We start from the raw sequence: 18,599 nt of genomic DNA, 5'->3' as shown, positions 1-18,599 counted from the left end.
CTCACCTACCCCACAACTTTGATCCGCAGATCCCGCAGAAGTTCTCATCACCCGTAAGAGCTGTTCCGCATTTATGACACTTTAAATCGATTTCTAATTGTGAACCAGTGTGTTTTTCTATAATTTCACTGTATGCTCCTGATTCAACCCAATCAAGGATTTCAGATGCCCTCATAACAGTCCAGGGATGTGAGGATCCCATGATGAGGAGGGTTTTCCCTACCTTATCAAGGCCATCATAATCGTACCCCTTAAATTCCCTTGCCTGTTCAATGAATTGATCTCTGTCGATCCTGTCGAAAAAAGTCTTAGGTGCTCCTGCAATTTTAATCATGGCGTTTATAACAGCATCTTCATTTTGACATGCCAGGAGTCCTGCCCTGTCAGCGGTGAATTCTGACATTCTATTCCAGTAGAGAAGTGCCAGTTCAAGGCCGGTACTTATGAGTCCACCTATTCCCAGTGTAGCCGTGCCAATGATGTCACCCGCTATGGGTATAATCTCTGCCATGATATGGTACAGCATATGGCCACTTTTGATATGGCCGACCTCATGACCAATTACATATCGCAGTTCATCTTCTGTGAGTAAATCAATGGCACGTGATGTTAAGATGATTATTGGGTTTTCTGATCCTCTGGCAAATCCATTAATCCCATAATCCCGTTTTATATAAAGCTGAGGTATCTTTTTGAGGTGTAGGGTGTTACACACATCAATAAGAATATCATGAACTTCAGAAAAGTGGTTCTCATTGGCCTTTATGTAGCTTCCAGTGTACAGTAAACGAGTATATCTTTCTACACCATGCTTGAATAGCTTACGCGTTAATGTTTCAAGTCCAGGCGTTCCCTCAAGGGCCTGGAGCGCCTGACGATCCAGTGGGTGCTCATATTCACTGGGATGAAGAAGGTTAAGTTTTTTTATTTCACCAGCCATTATATCACCATATTTCTTCCCTGAAAATGAGGGTTCCGCCACATTCACATTTTTTTAAGAATTCTTGAGGATCATCCCATGGTCTGAGCCTGTAGTACCTGTTACATGTATCACACACAATATAACCGCATTCATTTTCCCTCATGGAATTCCCTTTAGAACTTCTTCTCTTAAGGAGAGTGTCTGCAGAATCAATAATCTCATCAAAGGTATTGAAAAATCTGGATTCCAGTTTATAGACTTCCTGTTTAAGTTTATTCTCATAATTAGATTCATCGTTCACTGAGACTACATGTTTAAGTTTATTCTCATAATTAGATTCTTCTTTGTTTTCTGATTTTGATCTTTTTATTGCCAGGGCTTTGCTTATATCCTCAGATGTAGGTTTTGCCTTAACTAATGATTCGCCACAACCCTCTTCGTTTTCTGATTTTGATCTTTTTATTGCCAGGGCTTTGCTTATATCCTCAGATGTGGGTCCCGCCTTAACTAATGATTCGCCGCATTCAATGCAGAATCGCTGCCCGGGTTTGGCATCTGTCCCGCAATGGGGACAACTAGAGGCTACCCTCAGGGTACTGATCCTGTTCCCGCAGTTTGTGCAGAAACGTGATTGAGGGGCTAGCTTATAGCCACATTTGGGGCAGATCTTAATATCATCATGTGATGCAATTTGATCCCCATCAATGTGTAACCCCCTATTTTTTACAAGTGGGGTTCCACAGCTGGTGCAGAATTTAAAACCATTTGGGATTTCCTTCCTGCATTTCGTGCAATAAAGTGTATTCCCTGATTCAGAGTTTCCATTAACCATCCACACCTCCCCTTCAATATTCAGTTTATAATTCATAGTGACTTCTAAAATTATAAACTTTATCGTGGAACTCATCTTGATGTGATGATTTCGACGCTTTCAGTAGTTTAAAAGGAATTAACAAATATTCAGAATAAATATTAGTTTGAGTTGGGTAATGATTAAAAGAGTTTCAAACAAAAATTAAGAACATGTGAATAAATGGGGTGTTCTATTGGATACTAAGGAACTGGGGAGGAAACTGAAGGAACTCTTAAAACTCAAAAATGAACCTGTGGCCATAAAATGGTCCGTCAGGGAGCCAGCAGACATTGAAAGGGAGAATGGTAAATCAAGGTTCTGTGAAAAACTCGTGAAGGCAATGAATGGGGAGGTCTTCTATGCGACCAGTGATGATGAGGAGTGCATGGGGGGTGCGAGGTACACTGGCCTGAGGGATCCATCCGAGTTCCCTGCGAACATGCAAAGCGGCGCCTTCCTTGTACCCATGGGGGTCTACCGGAACATACCGGCGGTGCAGCGCTCATGGAGGGGTAACATGAACATTGAAGCGGGTATCTTCAGGGCCATTATATTCGCCCCCCTTAAACTTGCTGAATACGAGCCAGACGTCATATTCATCCTCTGCAATGCCAGGCAGGCAATGGAGGTCCTCCATGCCAACGCCTATGACTCAGGTTCACATGGCCTCGGGGCCGACTCAGGACCCATATGCAGCTCAATGGCAGCAGTCCCCTACCTCACAGGTAAGGTGACCTATGGATTCGGGGATGTGGGCTCAAGGAGGTACATGGGCCTGGGGGATGATGATGTCATGGTGAGCATCCCCGCAGGTGACCTGCAGCGTATCGTCTCGAACCTTGAGGAGATGAGGACCAAGAAGCTATTCAGGGGTGATAATGAAAAATAAATTACTGCTCAAGGGCTGAGGTGAATGTTCAGGATTCTTCTCGTGAAGGATGGCGATGGTGCTACTGACTTAGGAAAAACTGAGGCGCCATGGCTTCAGTGTGGATGTGGCCACAGATCTTAAAGATGCCAAGAAAAACTGAATCCGAACTGGATCCTCATATACACAACCCCAGAGTGGAGTGGGAATGGGAGCTGGACGAATGTGAAGTACCCCTAATGTATCATCGAATTTGAGGATGAGGGGAGGCTTTTATTAACCTGTCCGCATGGATGTATTGAGAAGCTTGTGGATGATGGTGACCTTAAAAGCTGCATTGATTTTGTAATGAAGATTTTGAGAGATAATAAGTTTGAACTCATCATAGTATAAAATAAAGGAAAGTTGTGAGAACAAGCAGATTATAAATAATCAAAATCAGCATATCCCATTGTATATGGATGCTTGTTTAATGTTGCTAATTTAAGTTGGGGGTAATAAGTAGTTTCTTTTGGTATATCTTCATTTTCTCTGTTTTCTAACCATGCTAAAAGATAATTATAAAGTTTTAAAAATTCATGTATTTCTGCTGATGGCTTATCACCACACAGATTTAAATGATCGTAACAGTCACTAGTAACTTCACTTAAAAGTCCTTCAAGGTACATGTCGAGTGGAGGTTCAAATGAAAGGTCGTCTGGTTTAAAGAGCGGATCAAAGCAAGTACTCAATGACTCTACGTATGGAATATAATCACGATCTATTTCTTTATAGCAATTCTCAAAATAGCCTCTAGAATCAGAGTCAGGAATATGTTTATATACTTCTTCAACAATTTCAATAAATTCTTCAGGTTCTTCTAATACTCTTTTCATCTTTTCTTCATCCACTATTAACATTTTGTCACCGTACTATAAATTTCATTACATAAAAGTTTATGTCATCAAACTATTTTTCTATACAGCTCAGAAGGATTATCAACTATCACCTCTGAAATAGTCTTTTATTGCTCCTTAGGAACTTCCTCTTCAAGCCTCAACTCGTCAGGTAAAGACTAAACAGTGTTTTACTAAATTCAAATCACCAGCATACTTCCTCAACAATTTTTCGAAATCTATATCTGTTCTATTATATAATACTTGTGCAATTCCTTAACTTAGGAGGATCTTTAAGACAAGGTATCTAATCAGATCATAACTTCGTAATAGTGACGTTACGAATCCACATGGTCAGAATAAACACTTGAATAGTACTATTTGAGGAAATTTTATTTAAAATTTTTGATATGTGGAGAGACGTCACGTCTTTCACAGTTTCCTATGTAACTATTAAGGCCTAATCTCACATTTAATTACATAAGATTAGTCTAGCCAATGAAAGGATAGAGACACCTTGTTAGATTTTTTGAGAACCCATTGAACCATCAGCAGAAGAAAAGATAAATTACTTAATACAGGCCCTCCATTTCTTAGTAGACATAGTATTTTAGTAAAAGTTTTAGAAATCAAATAATAATAAGTTCAAGGAGTTTATAAAATGGATAAAAATGAAATAAATAAGTACAAAGAAATGTCTTCAGAAGAAGTCAAGGACGTCCTAATAAACTTGTTATTCCAGGGCTATCAGGCTCTACTAATAGAAGATAATGAAAACAAATTCAACATGTTTCATGAACTCGTAGATAACATTTTAAGAATTTTACCACCTTCAAAACGCCCCGAACCTAAATTAATATACACTCCTGCATTTTTAATGGTTAAAGATTTAATTTTTTCCTCTATTGATGAATTGACATCCTCTGTTAATGAAAATCTTGAATTAACTCAAAGTTATGTCGCTTCAGGTCTTACTTGTGACCTTCATAATCTGTTATACCTTAAGAATACCTTAAATAATTTAGAGGAAGGCAATTTACTTATTGCAACAGCCCAGGTTGATCAACTGATTACTCTTTATGGACAACTCACTTCTAATAGATTAGAAGACTTTTTAGCAATTGAAGAGTTTAAGGAGCTATTTACCGAGATGTTATTTTCTGAGCTTGATGTAAATGACATCATGATTCTTGCAGAGGACGTTCCAGCTCTTGCCGCGTTATTGCAATAATTCTAACATCGATTTTTTTCATTTTTGCTTTTTAATTTTGTTTGATATGGCACATGCTAGAATGTGTTCGTGGGCAAATCCTACCTACAATCCATATTGTCAGAATACACTTGATTGTACTATTGAGGAAAATTTAGAATTTTTAGCGTTCATCATGGAGTTTCCAGGAGAATTCCGTGGGTATGGATCTATATGTATCCTAATTGCAAGAGGATATAGCTCCTCTGAAGTTTAAGCATCAACCTTACAGAATGAATCTATAAGGAATGATATCTTGTTGGCACATCAAAGAGATATATAAACTGAAAAATTATAGAGAAATTTAATACATACATAGCCACATATTATCTTAGACATTTGCGAAAAAGAGGGGGTTTAACTCTTGATTGAGAGTAAAATTACTGAAAGAAGTCTTTATCCAACATTAAAAGAACATCTTGAACAAAAAGGCTTCATGTCAATAACAGAGCTAAAATCCTCTCGTAAACAGGTTGACATACTGTCTAAGAAAAATGGTGAAGATTTTATAATTGAAGTAAAGGTTGGGGATCCTTACAAAAAGTTGTTGGAGGGAATATCTCAAGCCATGAGATACTCCCAGATTTACAAAACAAATAACATAATAGTTATCAATTATCCTCCAGATATACGATCTTGCAACCCTCAAAAACTCGACGAAACAGCTTTAAATACAAATGTAAAGGTCGCTGTTTTCACGGATTATCTAAATGAAATTTGCGAAACTTCTGTCTTTCAGCTATTTGATAAATTGGCTTCAAAAATTGAATCCAAAGCGTCCTCAGAAATTTCGCTTAATAGTGTCATCAAAGTAATTTCAGAGTCCATAGAAGAAATAAACAAAACATTAAGGAACATATCATCAAATGAACTTGAAAAATTAGTAGATCTCATCACCGGGCAATTTGATTTGTTTCTAGCACTATCAGAACTGAAAGAAAAGAATGAACTTAAAGATGTGGCTCTTGATTTAATCAGTTATATAATAACTAACCAAATACTTTTCTACCATATATACTCAAAGAAGTCGGAGAGAGTTCCAGAACTTAAGAGTATAAATTCAATATCGGAATTAATAGCATACTTCGACATTATAACTGACATAAACTTCAAGGTCATCTACCAGATAGATCTTTTATCACTTCTACCTGAAAATGATGAGATCAAAGAATCACTCAACAAAATCATCCAAATACTCAGATTAGCAAGGCCCGAAAAAATCAAACATGACTTAATGGGAAGATTATTCCATGACTTGCTACCACATGACACAAGGAAAATATTAGCAGCATTTTACACTAATCCCATTGCAGCAGATATACTGGCAGGATTAACAATTCAAAAATGGGATGATACTGTAATAGACCCTGCTTGTGGGTCAGGAACATTACTAGTATCAGCGTATCAAGTTAAAAAAAGCAAAAAAAGGATTGGTGATCCTCAAGAAGTTCATAAAAAATTTGTTGAAGAAGATATAACTGGTCTAGACTTAATGCCATTTGCAACCCACCTTACGGCTGTTAACCTGTCCTCTCAGTCTATTAAGACTACAACGGAAAGATTAAAAGTAGGAGTTGTGGATTCACTCAGTCTCTCAAAAAAACTCAATAAATGTAAGGTTTATCGTCTTTCAAGTTTTACAAGAGAGCTGCAAACAACTTTCCATTCCTTCACCCACGAGAAAAGCTTATATTCATACACTTCCTCCCATAATAAAGGGGCAATAACAGCAGACGGGAAAGACTCACAATTTGAAATAGTTAAGGAATCTTTTGATGTGTGTATAGCAAATCCTCCATTTTCAGATAGAGAAAAAATGCCAGAGTCTTATCTAAAAGTCCTAGAATCATACACCAATTTAACGAAAATTTGCGGTTCACAGGTCAACCTCTGGGGTTACTTCTTAGCACTTTGTGAATACCTCGTGAAACCTGGAGGTCACATTGGATTTGTGATACCCATAAATATTTTTAGAGGCCAAGCAACAGAGAAAATAAGGAAATATTTCATTAAGAATTACAAAATCAAATATATAATCAAAGCAGGAATAAATACTTCTTTTTCAGAAAAGGCCCAATTTAGGGATGTTTTATTAATAGCAAAGAAGGAAAAACCATCCGAACGTGATAAAATCCGCTTTGTAATTTTAAATGAAGATTTACATAATCTAACTTTTCAAGATGCAAAAAATATTGTGAAGTATATAAAAGGAGAATCGTTTACAGCAGGAAGAAATTTAGATATGATCGATTATGACTATAAACTCATTAATGAGAATTCTAATAATCTCATGCCATTATTTGGGCTTTCAAACACAGAATCTGGGAAAATTTTAGGAGAATTCCAGTCTTTGATTACCAGAGAAATGGGGCAATTACTAAGGAAATTAAAGAGTAATGAAATTAAAGAGGGGTTCCATGCATCGCCAAGAGGAATATCTGAAATGTCATTCATAACCAACAGTTTTGGAAAAAATAGGTTAAGGCGTTCATTTTTGGTGTTAAAAAAAGAAAAAGAAAACTTGGTGGAATTCTACATAAAAGATTGTCCTGAAAAATTATTTAAAATAAAAAAAGAACATTTAAAACCTGCATTAAGGACATTAACAGACATGAATCGATTTGACATTACAGATACAATGGATTACATAATTACAAAAGAGTTTAAAGGGTGGAAAATAATTTTAAAACTTTCTAGGTTTGAAAATAAGGAGAGATTTAGCTACAAAATTATCAGAAATAAAATGAAAAACAAATGTACGAACATGGTTACAGCACGAAGATTCAGGCCAAACTCAAGAAACACATCATTATTTGCATTCTATTCAGATAAAAAGTTTGTAGCGCCACATACATTTAAGTACATACTATTAGAAGGAACTGAAGCAAAAATAAACACTCTTTGCTTGAACTCTATTCTTGGGATTATTAATCTAGTCCTATTAAGAGAACAAACCACACAAGCCTACACAGATATAATGGAATCAGATCTCATACTCTTTGATATTATTGACACTGCACTGTTAACCAAAAACCAAAAAAAACGCCTACTTAACTTATACAATGAACTGAAAGAGTATGAATTTCCATCACTAATAGAACAGTTTGAAAAAGAATACGAAGGGAGGGTAAAACTAGACACAGAATTCTTGGGAATATTGGGCTTAAATAGAGAATTACTAAATAGAATACTACCTAAAATTTACGAACGCATTGCAAAGGAACTCAAGACTAATTGAACAGCGCAAAAACGTTATTTTATAACCTTATTGATTCAACTACCTTTTTTATCTCCTCATCATTCACATTCCTATTAAAGTCAAAATAAAATAATAACCTTTACCGTTCTTTATCGTATAATAGCGATAACTCGTGCTTGTTACAGTGTATACAGCAGGATTACCATCTATACTCGTATATCCATAATTCAATACAGGTTCTCCAAGCTCAGCCTGAACCTGTTGTGTCTCTTGCAGTTCCTGATCCAAAGTCGCAGGGAATAAAGTGCCAGGTTCAGAGGAAATAAGTCCAGATTCATATGAAAAGGCCATCCTACCATCAGGCGTACGGACCCAGTCATCCTCTATCTCCCAATCCGAGGTATATCAAATGAAACACCAAACTTTGAATCATGATAAGTTTTTGTTGGAAAAATAATTCCAATGGCAAAATATAACAATATAAGAGACACTCCAACAACTACAATTTTTCCATTAATATGCATAACCCCCTTCCTAACTTTGAATTATATACATATAATATATTTAGAGGTATATGTAGAATCTTCATCAATCCCACCCTTGAGGATCTAGAAACTTTCAAATCAGGGTATGAACAGAGCGCAGAGTATATTGGTGAAGAAAAAATTGGAGGAGTAACCTGCTATAAATATAAAGTTGATCATGGAGGAGCCTACATTTTCCAAAAAACATACCGTCTTCCTTCTAGTATACGGTGAAGGATCTGAAGACGTTGCAAAACACATCATAGAAACATTAAATGCAACATACATTATTGAACCCACAAAATCCCCTCAAATATAAAAAAGAAGAAAATTAAGTGATTGTAGATCCGTTTTCATCAAAGTAAAGAGTGCTTATTCTGACAACAGGCGATTTCTGTCTTCCCTTAACTCCTGAAACACTGACTCTGCTTGTTTTAATATCTGTGGTGTTGTAGGTGTTCTCATAGGATATCGTCCTTGACCTGTAATTGGTGTTGTAGGTGTACTGCTTGAATAGTGCAGTGGTGCCGAGCTGGAAGTATCCAAGGCTGAGGTCCCTGCTGAGGCCCTTCTTCAGGTAGAAGTTATAGGTCTTCCTGGTGATTTTGCCGTGGTCATTGATGTTCACATATAAGAGCACCCTGATGGTCACCGCAGAGTTGTTCTTTATCCTCACCTTGAGGGCCTTCTTTGGTATCGCTGCAGATATCAGCGCTGTATCATCGTTGTTCACGGGGTTGCTGTCGTCTATTGCAGGTGAGACCGCAGAGGCGTTCACTGTGAAGTTACCCGCTGAGGCCACCCTGGCTGTTATATTGAGGAGTGCTGTTTCACTGTCTGCAAGGTCACCAATGACCCATACACCGTTACTGTAGGTGCCCCTGTCCACCTGCACATTCTGGACCTGCAGGTTACTAGGTAGCTGCAGGTTGACCCTGGAATTCTGGGCGACCTCAGGACCATTGTTCCTGACACGGCAGACCACGTTGACCACGTCACCCTGATAGGCCCTTGCTTTACTCACAGAAAGGTCAAGGTCCAGGTCAGTTCCCTTAACAGCGACTGAGGCACGGGCCATGTTATTGTAAACATTCACATCACCCTCATCCACCTCACGCACTGAAACATAGTCAGAGAGATCACCTGTCCTGTTAACCAGGCACACAACTGTGAGAGTGGCCTCCTCACCAGCATCAAGGGTCTCAAGGATCCACTCCCTCGCCACATCATCAAAGTAACCTGTAGTGTAACTGTAACTCTGAATCACAAGGCCGCCTGAGAAGAAGTTGGCAACATTGATGTTATTCGCGGCATGAGGGCCCCTGTTCTTGAGTTTCACATTGAATGTGACCGTATCACCAAGCCTGGCACTCTGCTTACTGCTGGTCACATTGAGTTCAAGGTCCGCGATCCCCCTGACCCTGAACTTCAGCTGGGCATCGTTGTTGGAGGGGTTCTCATCACCGTCCGCAGTCACATTGGCAGTCACCGTAACGTTTCCTGTCGTGTTGAGGAGGCACACAAGTGTCAGGGACCTCTCCTCATAGGCAGGTATGTCCCCGATCTCCCAGGTACCTGTCTCGAGGTCATAGTATCCCTGGCCTGTATAGTAGTCCTGGAGGACCAGGCCCTCAGGAACTCTGACAGTTGCAACGGCATTCTGCACGTTCTGATTGCCTGCCTTCGCTATGACCTTAACCCTAAGGGTCGAGTTATACACTGGCTTCGTATTGTTTTTATCGAGTTCAACACCCACATCTGCTGCAGCCGATGAACCTGCAAGTATAAAGACCGCGAGGAGTGCTGCAAGCAGAAGTGTTCCATTACGCATGCTATTTTCCACCTCCTGGAGATTTATTCACAGTAGATAACTGCAGGAGGCTTTAAAGCATGCCTTTGGGTACAAACGAGTGTCTTATGTAACCATGCAGATTAACAGATTCATAAGTTACATAAGAATATTAAAAATCGAGCATTGGCCTCCAATAAATCTAATATCAAGAATTTTCAGGTATTATAATCTAAAACATGAAAATACCATTTTAATACTTTTAAATCTTCCATTTAGAGATTATTTCAAAAAATATTTATGAAATCAGGGTTTATAAGTGAAATGGTGATTAAAATGCCGCTAAAAGATATAAACTTAAAAGCTCTTGATGGGAAACTAACGCTCTCACTGAGCATTTTTGTCCTGATACTATCAATGTTTTCATTGATTTTATGGTTAAAAGGACCATCAAGTCTGTTTGAAATAAGACCTTTTCTGGATACAAATCCTGTGATATTCACGAGTTTCATCTTGCTGGCCATCTCAATCATCACAGTGAGGACCTCAATGAAGATAACACCTCTAATCCTCGCAGTTCTCCTGATACTCCTACAGATGAGTGGAAACTGTAAATGCATGCAGGGACTCCTCAACCTCCACCTTCCAGCAACCTGCACCATCACCTCAACAATAATCACAGCCTACGCAATAGCCGTAATCCTGTTCACCCTAAGATACTATTCCGCGGCCCAGATCATCAGCTACACTGCAGGCACAGTGGCATATGCATCATTCCTCTCAAGCATCACAGGCATATCAGAGACCTTACCACAGTTCAGAGTATGCATAACATCCTCTGCAATGATGGTATTCGTGGCAGTAGGACTCCTCAGCACCCACCCATCAAGGGGGGTCGTCGAACCCATATACTCCCACAACATAGGAGGTTACACAGGAAGAATGCTCATCCCAATCATCATAGGCGCCGTAACCATCACATCATTCATAATAATCAGCAGCAAGAAATACCTCCCATTCTCCGCAGAAGTTTTCATCGCAGCACTGAACCTTGCACTCATAATCATAATAATAACCTTCACAGCCTACAGACTCAACAGAGTAGATGCAGAAAGAATAAAAAACCAGAAGAGGATGGAGAGGACCTGGAAATTCTTCAGGAAAGTCGTGGAAAACCTTGAAGAAGCAATCGCAGTCCTTGACAAAAATGGCGAACCCCTGCACAGAAACACTGCAATGAAAAACCTCAAAGTGGACCTAAAGAAACTCTGGAAGGAAAACCTGAAAAACAAAAACCTCCCACAGCCAATCCACACATTCAAAATAGATGAGAGATACTTCACAGGATGGGCCATACCCCTCGACGAGGGAGGCATCATCTCACTAATGGACGTCACAAGACTCATAGAAATACAGGAGGACCTCAGGGCAAACATAAACGAAAAAGAGGCCATTCTCAGGGAACTCCATCACCGCGTCAAGAACAACCTCCAGATAATAACGAGCCTCATAAACATACAGTTACATGATGCAGATGAAAAGGCAAGGGAAGCCCTGCTGGCAATCCTCACAAGAGTAAAGGCCATGGCCATAATCCAGGAGTCCATTTACAGCACTGAAACCTATACCATGGTCAACATGAGGTCATGCGTATCTAGACTAACAGAACACCTGAGGTCACTGTTCAACGCACACAACATAAATTTCCATATCAACACAGACCTGAAACTCAACATGGAAACGGCCATGCCCCTCTGCCTCATAATAAACGAACTCGTAACAAACTCCATCAAACACGCATTTCCAGAAAACAAGGGAAGTGTTCACATTGAAGTAAAGGAAAAGGATTCAGAATACCACTTAAGAGTGGCAGATGATGGAGTAGGACTCACAGATAAGGAAGAAGGGACAGGTCTCAGCCTTGTAAAGAGCCTTGCACAGCAATTAGAAGGTGAATTAAGGATACTCACAAAAGAGGATAGGGGTACCGAGGTCATAATACCCTTCAGGGAACTGGAATACAAAAAAAGAAGATGAAATACAATATAAATTGTTTATATCCACATCAACTCCCTTTTTGCCCTGTTAATCAGGTTACCCTTTTCATCCTCATACTCCTCGATTATCCTCCTGATGGCCATCCTTGAGATATCACTCCTGGACCTCCCCTCAAGGAAGCTCAGAATATGAAGCTTGCAGGCAGTATGGAGGTCCAGGTAGACCCTCTGGAGGAATATCTTCTTTCCGTGATCATATTCAAGCTTGGATATGAATTTCACCAAATCATCAATATCAGATCCTGTCAGAACTATCACCCCGTCCCGTTTTCTCCTGTACCTGCAGACTGAGTCGTATTGTTTGATGCGTTATTCAATGGCCTGTTTCCAGACCTCACCAGTGCTGCAGGTCTCACCAGCCTCGCTTTGTAATGACCTCGTGATGGATTCACTGGATCAATCACGTCGATAAAGACGCTGCCGTTGGGAAAAGAATGGAACCACATGTCCTTCTGGGGGTTACTGATACTCACATGAAAACCAGGGTACGTTGAATTCACATAGGCGCCTTCCCTGCCTGCCCATGCAGAGATGGCTGAGATTGATGTGCCCTGCGCTGCAATTACCAGAACCGCGAGGAGAGCAAAGAGTACTCCAGCTGCAAGGATCCTCTTCTCCCTTGCCCTGGCATCATTGTACCTCCACCTGACACTGAACCTTATCCTGCTAAAGGGCATCAGAAGGGGACAGCCCACAGGTGTCAGACAGTCAAGGAGGATATGGGACATTATACCCGCTGTGAGGGCCGCCCCAACTGTAATATCATAGAAGAAGTAGATGATGGCGCAGGGGATTAGGAGGAAAATGTTGTGCAGCTGCCTCTTGTGAGTCTCATAAAACGCCCTTTCTGCAATATCAGGGAGTATACTTGATACGATTACCATAACAAAGAAGCGTGGCGTGAGGTCTGATCCAACTATGTAGCCAATTATAGCGCCGAGAACCACGGCGAATATGGCGTGCGTATGCCATCTCACGTTATCCCTGCCATGTAGAGCCAGAGGAAGTACCATCCACAAAACAGACAGAAGATGACCGCAGGGCCCAGTAAAAGGAGATATGCAAAATCATTCAATGGATGTCCTCCTCAGTCTTTTATCCAGAGCATCGTCCTGCCAATTAACAACGCAAACCAGAGCGATCCAAGGATCACATAGGCCTGATGTCCTGTAAAAGTCATTGAGATCTTGAAGTAGGCAATCGCTGCAAGTATGGATATCAGGGCAATAACGGCGAGAGTTATATCCACCATCTCATCCTCAGGGTCCCTGATAACAACCAGTTTCTTCAGGAGCCTCTTGTGGTGATTCTTCGTCCCGCCCCTGATGCTGCAGAAGATCTGCAGATTTTCCAGGATATCCAGGAAGATCCTGACGGTGCTATTTGACATCTGCTGCAGGTCATTGAAAACTATGAGCACATCCCCGTTCTTTGCCTTCTTTTTTATCTCCTTAACAATCTCATTGGTTGTGTATTTCTTGTATATGGTGTTCCTCGATGCCGTGGAGAGCTCCGATAGTATCTCCGCTGCAACCTCCTTCGCGGGATTGATATTCCTGAGGTATATCTTCTCATGGCATGTTTCCAGGTCAAGATATTCCTCGACATCCTTATGGTGCACTGCAACACTTTCACCACCATTCAATGCATCCAGAATCTTGTTTTCAACCATGTTCCACCTCCTGTAATGATACTATTAACTAATCAAGTATTAATATTTTATGAGCAATGTCATTAAAATTATTATTTATGAGGGGTGTTTAATGGTGGTGATGGCTCTGACACACAGCAACACCCCCACACTAAAAAAGCCTTAAAAAACAGGTTCCTAATAATCCAGTGGTGCATTTTGACCTATTGAGAAGACTACAGGTAAAATTCCATCTACAGGTAAAAAGGATATTCTCACTATCCTTCTACCTGATGTCAATTCAGGGCGGATACTAATATAATAATAATTTTTTACATCTAACCTAAAATTAGGATCTGACTATTTTGATAATATCCTGATGAGATGGAGGTCCTGGTCAGCCCCCGATTCTTATGTAACCATGAACAAGATTTATATGTAAAAAGTTACATAAGAAAGTATGGTGATGGTGATGATAAAGACATTCACCGCGATAGTAGACAGACAGAAAGACGTTGAAACCCTGCAGGAGATGAAAGACTACATAGATGCAAGAATCAGGGCCCTGGAAAGCCAGAACTCTGAGGCTGGAGACGGGTCCTCAGGTAAGAGCAGGGAGGTCGTGGCCTCAGTAACCTACAGGCTTGAAAAGGTGAGGTGCGGGAAAAAGGGCTGCAAGAAATGTCCACACGGCCCCTACTGGTACGCCTACTGGAAGGAAAACGGAAAAACAAAATCGAAATATATAGGAAAAACACTTAGAAATCAAGAAAGTTTGAAGGGTTATTCTTTTCAAAGGTGTCTTTAAGAAATTCAAAGCCCTCTGATAGATACATGTTGCAAATAGTATTAGCATAACCCTTATAATCACCACCTTTTTCATAAAGAGTGTCGACTATTTTTCTTATATGATCCTGAGCAATTTCCACATATTTTCCCTCCTTTAACATGCAGATGTGGAGTTCTGCAACTTCTCTTGGATTCTTCTCAGCATGTTTACTAAGCTCCTCAATAAAAATATAAGAATCAGCTTCTGTTAGATATTTAACGGACTTCTTAAGCCATTCAAAGATTTGATTATCGATTGAATCAAAAATAGATAACCAGGACGCAAGCTCAGAAAACAATTCTTGAAAAATTTCTTCATTTTCTTTTTCGAGCAGACATGAATACAATTGACCCCATAGTTCTTTGATTTTAACAAAATCTTTATTCTTGTATTCTTTAGCAAACCACTTGAAAGATCTTATAAAATAACGTAATTGTTTTGGATCCCTCTTTTGAATTAAGCAAAGAATAAGTTCTACAGATTCATCAAAATTCTCGTAGAAACTTAAAGCAATATCGCGAACGATGAGGCTAAAAATGCCTTCTTCTTCAAACTTGGTTTCCAAAGCCTGTTTATAATGCCCATTACTCAGTATTAGTTTTAAAAGAGAGGGTGGGACATGAGACGGATATTTTAAATAAGCTGAAAAACTAGCTTTCCAGTTTTCTTCATTATCCTTGGGGAAAATCCTATTAAGGTTTTTAGTAGTCCAAACATCGTCAATCAAATACAATTGTGGAAGGTAGGTTCCTACTGCATAATAAATCTCAAGGCCATGATTTTCCAAATTATCCTCTATGATATCCTTAACCTCAGGGTCCCAGCGAGAACTCCTTTTATATTCTTTCAGAGAATAATTTATCAAACCAGAAAATACCTTATATAGAGGCGAACCTATTATATCTATATCCCTAACAAGCTTTTTAGATCTAGTTTTATATGGAAGCATATTCAATAAAAGATTAAAGAGCTCTTTAACATTTTCCAAATCTTCCAAGTCTTTTTTAATATATTCCAAGAGGATATCAGCAATTGAGGATGCAACATGATCTTCTACGAAACCTCGACGCTTCAACAGGTTACCTATAAATCGAAGAAGACTATTCCAATTAAATCTCTTTTCTAATTCACTGGCTTTGACTAAACCCTGAAAAAAATCTGATAAAAAAGGCTCTTGAAGTTCAAAAAAGGGGTTTATTTCTTTTATAAATTTTTGAGGATTATCTGATACTGCTTTTATAAAGACACTCTCAACGACGAATTGATCAAATTTTGAGTTTGTAGAAAAATTATTCAGTAATTCAACTAATTCTTTATTTGATTTAGTTAAGAAAGTAGAAAGAGGAATTGGGCCGTCAGGGCCCTTAAGACCACCGATCCAGATAAGAAATCCGGGATGTTCGATTTTACCTGGGGCGATTGAATCGTATTTTTCATACAATTCATTTATTCTTTCGTTTTTTGTATCTAATGCATAAAGCCACTTTTTCTTTGAGTAGGCAATGTCCTCTTCAGTAATTTCGGGATCGAAATAACATGTTTCAATCCAGTCTATCACTTTATCAAGTTCTTCTTTAGAAAATTTGGAGGAATTATTTTTTAAAAGTTCATAGACTTCGTGATAAAGAGAAAAATCATCAAGAGGATTTTCATCTAAGCTCCAGAAAAGTTTTTTTAGATCATCATAAAATTTATCGATAATATGTAACCCTATTCTTTTAAATATACTATGTTTCTCCTTAAGGAATGACTCAACAATTTCAAAGTTTTTATTTTCACTTACTTCGAAAATCATGGCGTCTCTAATAAGGTAAACTAATTCAGATAGATACTCATCGTTGTATTTACCCTGCGGATGATCTTCAATTGTTGAGATCTGACCAAAATTGAACTGATTGTCAACTGAATCTATGATTCTATCCATAATTACTTTTAATTCAAATATAAGCTCAGGACAGTATAATTTAAATAATGAGTTCCTATATCCCTTTCTAATTTTTTTAAGATATTCCACATCTACTAATGGTTTAACAGTGTATTCTGTAAAATTAATGAATTTCTTTTTATATTCTTCGATTTTGAAACCATATACGACCGAAATCCAATTATTTAAACCTTTTTTCTCTTTTTCTTCTATTGATCTTGTTAATTCATCAACAATTTCTTTGCTGAAAACCACTTCAGAGCCTTTTTCTTTAAAAATTGCTTTAATAAGTTTAACATGTTTTTCACTGATTTCTTCGGCTGGAAGACTGAGAATGATCCCAACCAATAAGAATTGGCAAGTAGTATCTTTAGAAAGTCCCCCATGAGTTTCATCAAACTTGATTATATTATCTAAAACGTTTTTAAAATCTTCAAATTCATTGCTGTTACTCATTAAATTTTCATTTTTCATTTTTAGGGCCAAACTTTTTAGATAACCTAACGTGAGCCTTATATATCTCATAGATTTTCCTTCAAAACTGAAAAATTTTCTTTCATGCAAAAGAGAGAACCATGGAACAGGATTTAATTGCAGCTTCTCTAAAAAAATTTTTTTTAAAGAAGAATCCGTCTTAATCGTTTGAAATACTTCCAAGGCTTTCTCTTTATCGTAATTTTCAATTGTATCATCTATTTTGTTGATAAAATCAACAATATATCTAGATTTGTTATTTATCTGGATATTCCACTCTTCTAATACCTCATGCAATTGACTATAACCTCTCTCATCAATCGCATAGGGTATCACTTCTATTCCAAGATCCCTATAATAATGTTGATCATATTCTAGAAGTCTCTCATCACCACGAAAGTATGGTTTTAGTATGAAATGCTTGCAACGACCTTCTGAATCATGTTTGATCTGATCGCCATATTTTGTTATGATGAAATCCAATATCTCAAATTCTTCGAGCCCATAACCTATGAACAGAACCCGATATTCATTAAAGATATGTTCCAAAACCTTTTTAAAATGTTTATTATTGTAACGATGAATATACTCTCTTAATGTGAACACAATCCCTTTTTTATCTTTCTCAAGACAACCATGGACATGACAAAGTAGCGATCGAGACCCTAGATGTTGTAAAAGTCTTTCTACATCAGATCCTTCTACATCATAAAAAATATTTTTATCCTCAAAAAACTCATGAAAATGGTTGTCAATGTTAGTTGTGATAATAGGGCCTTGAAATTTTCCTGATAAACTGGTTAGCTCCTTATAAAGATTAAATCCTAGATTTTTATCTAATTCTAGACAAGAAGCTATTAATTCATAAAACTTATCATCATTTCCATTTGATTCTAATAAATGCCTGCAAATCGTAATTAACTCCTTAGGGGATCTATCTTGAAGATTTTTGAACTCTCTAAACGATATAATTCCAGTACTTTTACAAATACCAAGTAATTTCTTGCTAATTTCTTCCCACCCACAACAACCCATAATCCTGGATACCCCCGCCCCTATAAATAATGCCAGTTTCTTTTCGTTAAGGGCTTCAACTATAGAAAAAGGCAACTCTGGAATACTTTTTATTTCTTTCATTGTACCCCCTCTTAGATATATAAACATCTTTTCTGTAACTAAATAAAATTTTCTAAAATTAAGAGGAGGAATATGCGATGATCCAATAGATATCTTCTATGAATAGAAAAAATTAATAATCAATCAAGATGTCGATAACTCTTCAATAACCTCTTTTTGCATTGAAACAAATGAGAAGCCCTCCCTGTCAACATCCAGGAGTTCATCCTCAGTGAAGAGGTACCTGGCCTCATCAGGCATCAGATACAGAACTGCAAGGTACTCATCAA

At 38.3% G+C, this 18,599-nt stretch carries 15 protein-coding genes; 6 read left to right on the top strand and 9 right to left on the bottom strand.

Annotated elements, in window-relative coordinates:
- Window position 1 precedes the first annotated feature (1 nt).
- Window positions 2-940, bottom strand: a complete 939-nt coding sequence (locus tag QFX39_RS05935) for a M48 family metallopeptidase (protein WP_300478240.1) — start codon at window positions 938-940, stop codon at window positions 2-4.
- Between the two features lie 4 nt (window positions 941-944).
- Window positions 945-1,754 carry a zinc ribbon domain-containing protein gene (locus QFX39_RS05930; RefSeq protein WP_300478238.1) on the bottom strand — a complete coding sequence of 270 codons (810 nt, stop codon included), beginning with the start codon at window positions 1,752-1,754 and terminating at the stop codon, window positions 945-947.
- 214 nt (window positions 1,755-1,968) lie between these two features.
- On the opposite strand from QFX39_RS05930, the gene QFX39_RS05925 reads away from it, so the two are divergent.
- A complete protein-coding gene (locus QFX39_RS05925; RefSeq protein ID WP_300478236.1) occupies window positions 1,969-2,664 on the top strand; it encodes a DUF169 domain-containing protein in 696 nt (231 codons plus the stop codon).
- A 401-nt stretch (window positions 2,665-3,065) separates the two neighbouring features.
- Here the strand turns inward: QFX39_RS05925 and QFX39_RS05920 are convergent, their stop codons facing one another.
- Window positions 3,066-3,542: a hypothetical protein gene (locus tag QFX39_RS05920; protein ID WP_300478234.1), complete on the bottom strand. Its 477-nt coding sequence runs from the start codon at window positions 3,540-3,542 to the stop codon at window positions 3,066-3,068.
- Window positions 3,543-4,179: 637 nt separating this feature from the next.
- Between QFX39_RS05920 and QFX39_RS05915 the strand changes: the two genes are divergently transcribed.
- The 3 genes from QFX39_RS05915 (at window position 4,180) to QFX39_RS05905 (ending at window position 8,809) form a co-directional block, all read left to right on the top strand.
- Window positions 4,180-4,749 (top strand): hypothetical protein, encoded by a 570-nt coding sequence (locus tag QFX39_RS05915; protein ID WP_300478232.1) that lies wholly within the window; start codon window positions 4,180-4,182, stop codon window positions 4,747-4,749.
- Between the two features lie 382 nt (window positions 4,750-5,131).
- Window positions 5,132-8,005 carry an N-6 DNA methylase gene (locus QFX39_RS05910; protein WP_300478230.1) on the top strand — a complete coding sequence of 958 codons (2,874 nt, stop codon included), beginning with the start codon at window positions 5,132-5,134 and terminating at the stop codon, window positions 8,003-8,005.
- A gap of 663 nt (window positions 8,006-8,668) precedes the next feature.
- On the top strand, window positions 8,669-8,809 hold the full coding sequence (locus QFX39_RS05905) for a hypothetical protein (RefSeq protein WP_300478228.1): 141 nt from the start codon (window positions 8,669-8,671) through the stop codon (window positions 8,807-8,809).
- 12 nt (window positions 8,810-8,821) lie between these two features.
- Here the strand turns inward: QFX39_RS05905 and QFX39_RS05900 are convergent, their stop codons facing one another.
- Together QFX39_RS05900 and QFX39_RS05895 are read right to left on the bottom strand one after the other, a co-directional pair.
- Window positions 8,822-10,321, bottom strand: a complete 1,500-nt coding sequence (locus QFX39_RS05900) for a DUF11 domain-containing protein (protein ID WP_300478225.1) — start codon at window positions 10,319-10,321, stop codon at window positions 8,822-8,824.
- Between the two features lie 245 nt (window positions 10,322-10,566).
- Entirely contained in the window at window positions 10,567-10,812 is a 246-nt protein-coding gene (locus QFX39_RS05895) for a hypothetical protein (protein ID WP_300478222.1), read from the bottom strand.
- Between the two features lie 16 nt (window positions 10,813-10,828).
- Between QFX39_RS05895 and QFX39_RS05890 the strand changes: the two genes are divergently transcribed.
- Window positions 10,829-12,316 carry a sensor histidine kinase gene (locus QFX39_RS05890; RefSeq protein ID WP_300478219.1) on the top strand — a complete coding sequence of 496 codons (1,488 nt, stop codon included), beginning with the start codon at window positions 10,829-10,831 and terminating at the stop codon, window positions 12,314-12,316.
- Window positions 12,317-12,333: 17 nt separating this feature from the next.
- Here the strand turns inward: QFX39_RS05890 and QFX39_RS05885 are convergent, their stop codons facing one another.
- The 3 genes from QFX39_RS05885 to QFX39_RS05875 form a co-directional block, all read right to left on the bottom strand.
- On the bottom strand, window positions 12,334-12,558 hold the full coding sequence (locus QFX39_RS05885; RefSeq protein WP_300478216.1) for a hypothetical protein: 225 nt from the start codon (window positions 12,556-12,558) through the stop codon (window positions 12,334-12,336).
- 32 nt (window positions 12,559-12,590) lie between these two features.
- Window positions 12,591-13,313, bottom strand: a complete 723-nt coding sequence (locus QFX39_RS05880) for a metal-dependent hydrolase (protein ID WP_300478215.1) — start codon at window positions 13,311-13,313, stop codon at window positions 12,591-12,593.
- Window positions 13,314-13,423: 110 nt separating this feature from the next.
- On the bottom strand, window positions 13,424-14,008 hold the full coding sequence (locus tag QFX39_RS05875) for a hypothetical protein (RefSeq protein WP_300478213.1): 585 nt from the start codon (window positions 14,006-14,008) through the stop codon (window positions 13,424-13,426).
- Window positions 14,009-14,426: 418 nt separating this feature from the next.
- Here QFX39_RS05875 and QFX39_RS05870 point away from each other — a divergent pair, with 418 nt between their 5' ends.
- Window positions 14,427-14,774: a hypothetical protein gene (locus QFX39_RS05870; RefSeq protein WP_300478211.1), complete on the top strand. Its 348-nt coding sequence runs from the start codon at window positions 14,427-14,429 to the stop codon at window positions 14,772-14,774.
- Here the strand turns inward: QFX39_RS05870 and QFX39_RS05865 are convergent.
- On the bottom strand, window positions 14,725-18,330 hold the full coding sequence (locus tag QFX39_RS05865) for an SIR2 family protein (protein WP_300478210.1): 3,606 nt from the start codon (window positions 18,328-18,330) through the stop codon (window positions 14,725-14,727). The two genes, QFX39_RS05870 and QFX39_RS05865, sit on opposite strands and share 50 nt — an antisense overlap.
- Between the last annotated feature and the right edge of the window lie 269 nt (window positions 18,331-18,599).

It is taken from the genome of Methanothermobacter sp., from assembly GCF_030055425.1.
Lineage (GTDB): Archaea > Methanobacteriota > Methanobacteria > Methanobacteriales > Methanothermobacteraceae > Methanothermobacter.
This window is presented reverse-complemented; position numbering and strand designations above follow the sequence as displayed.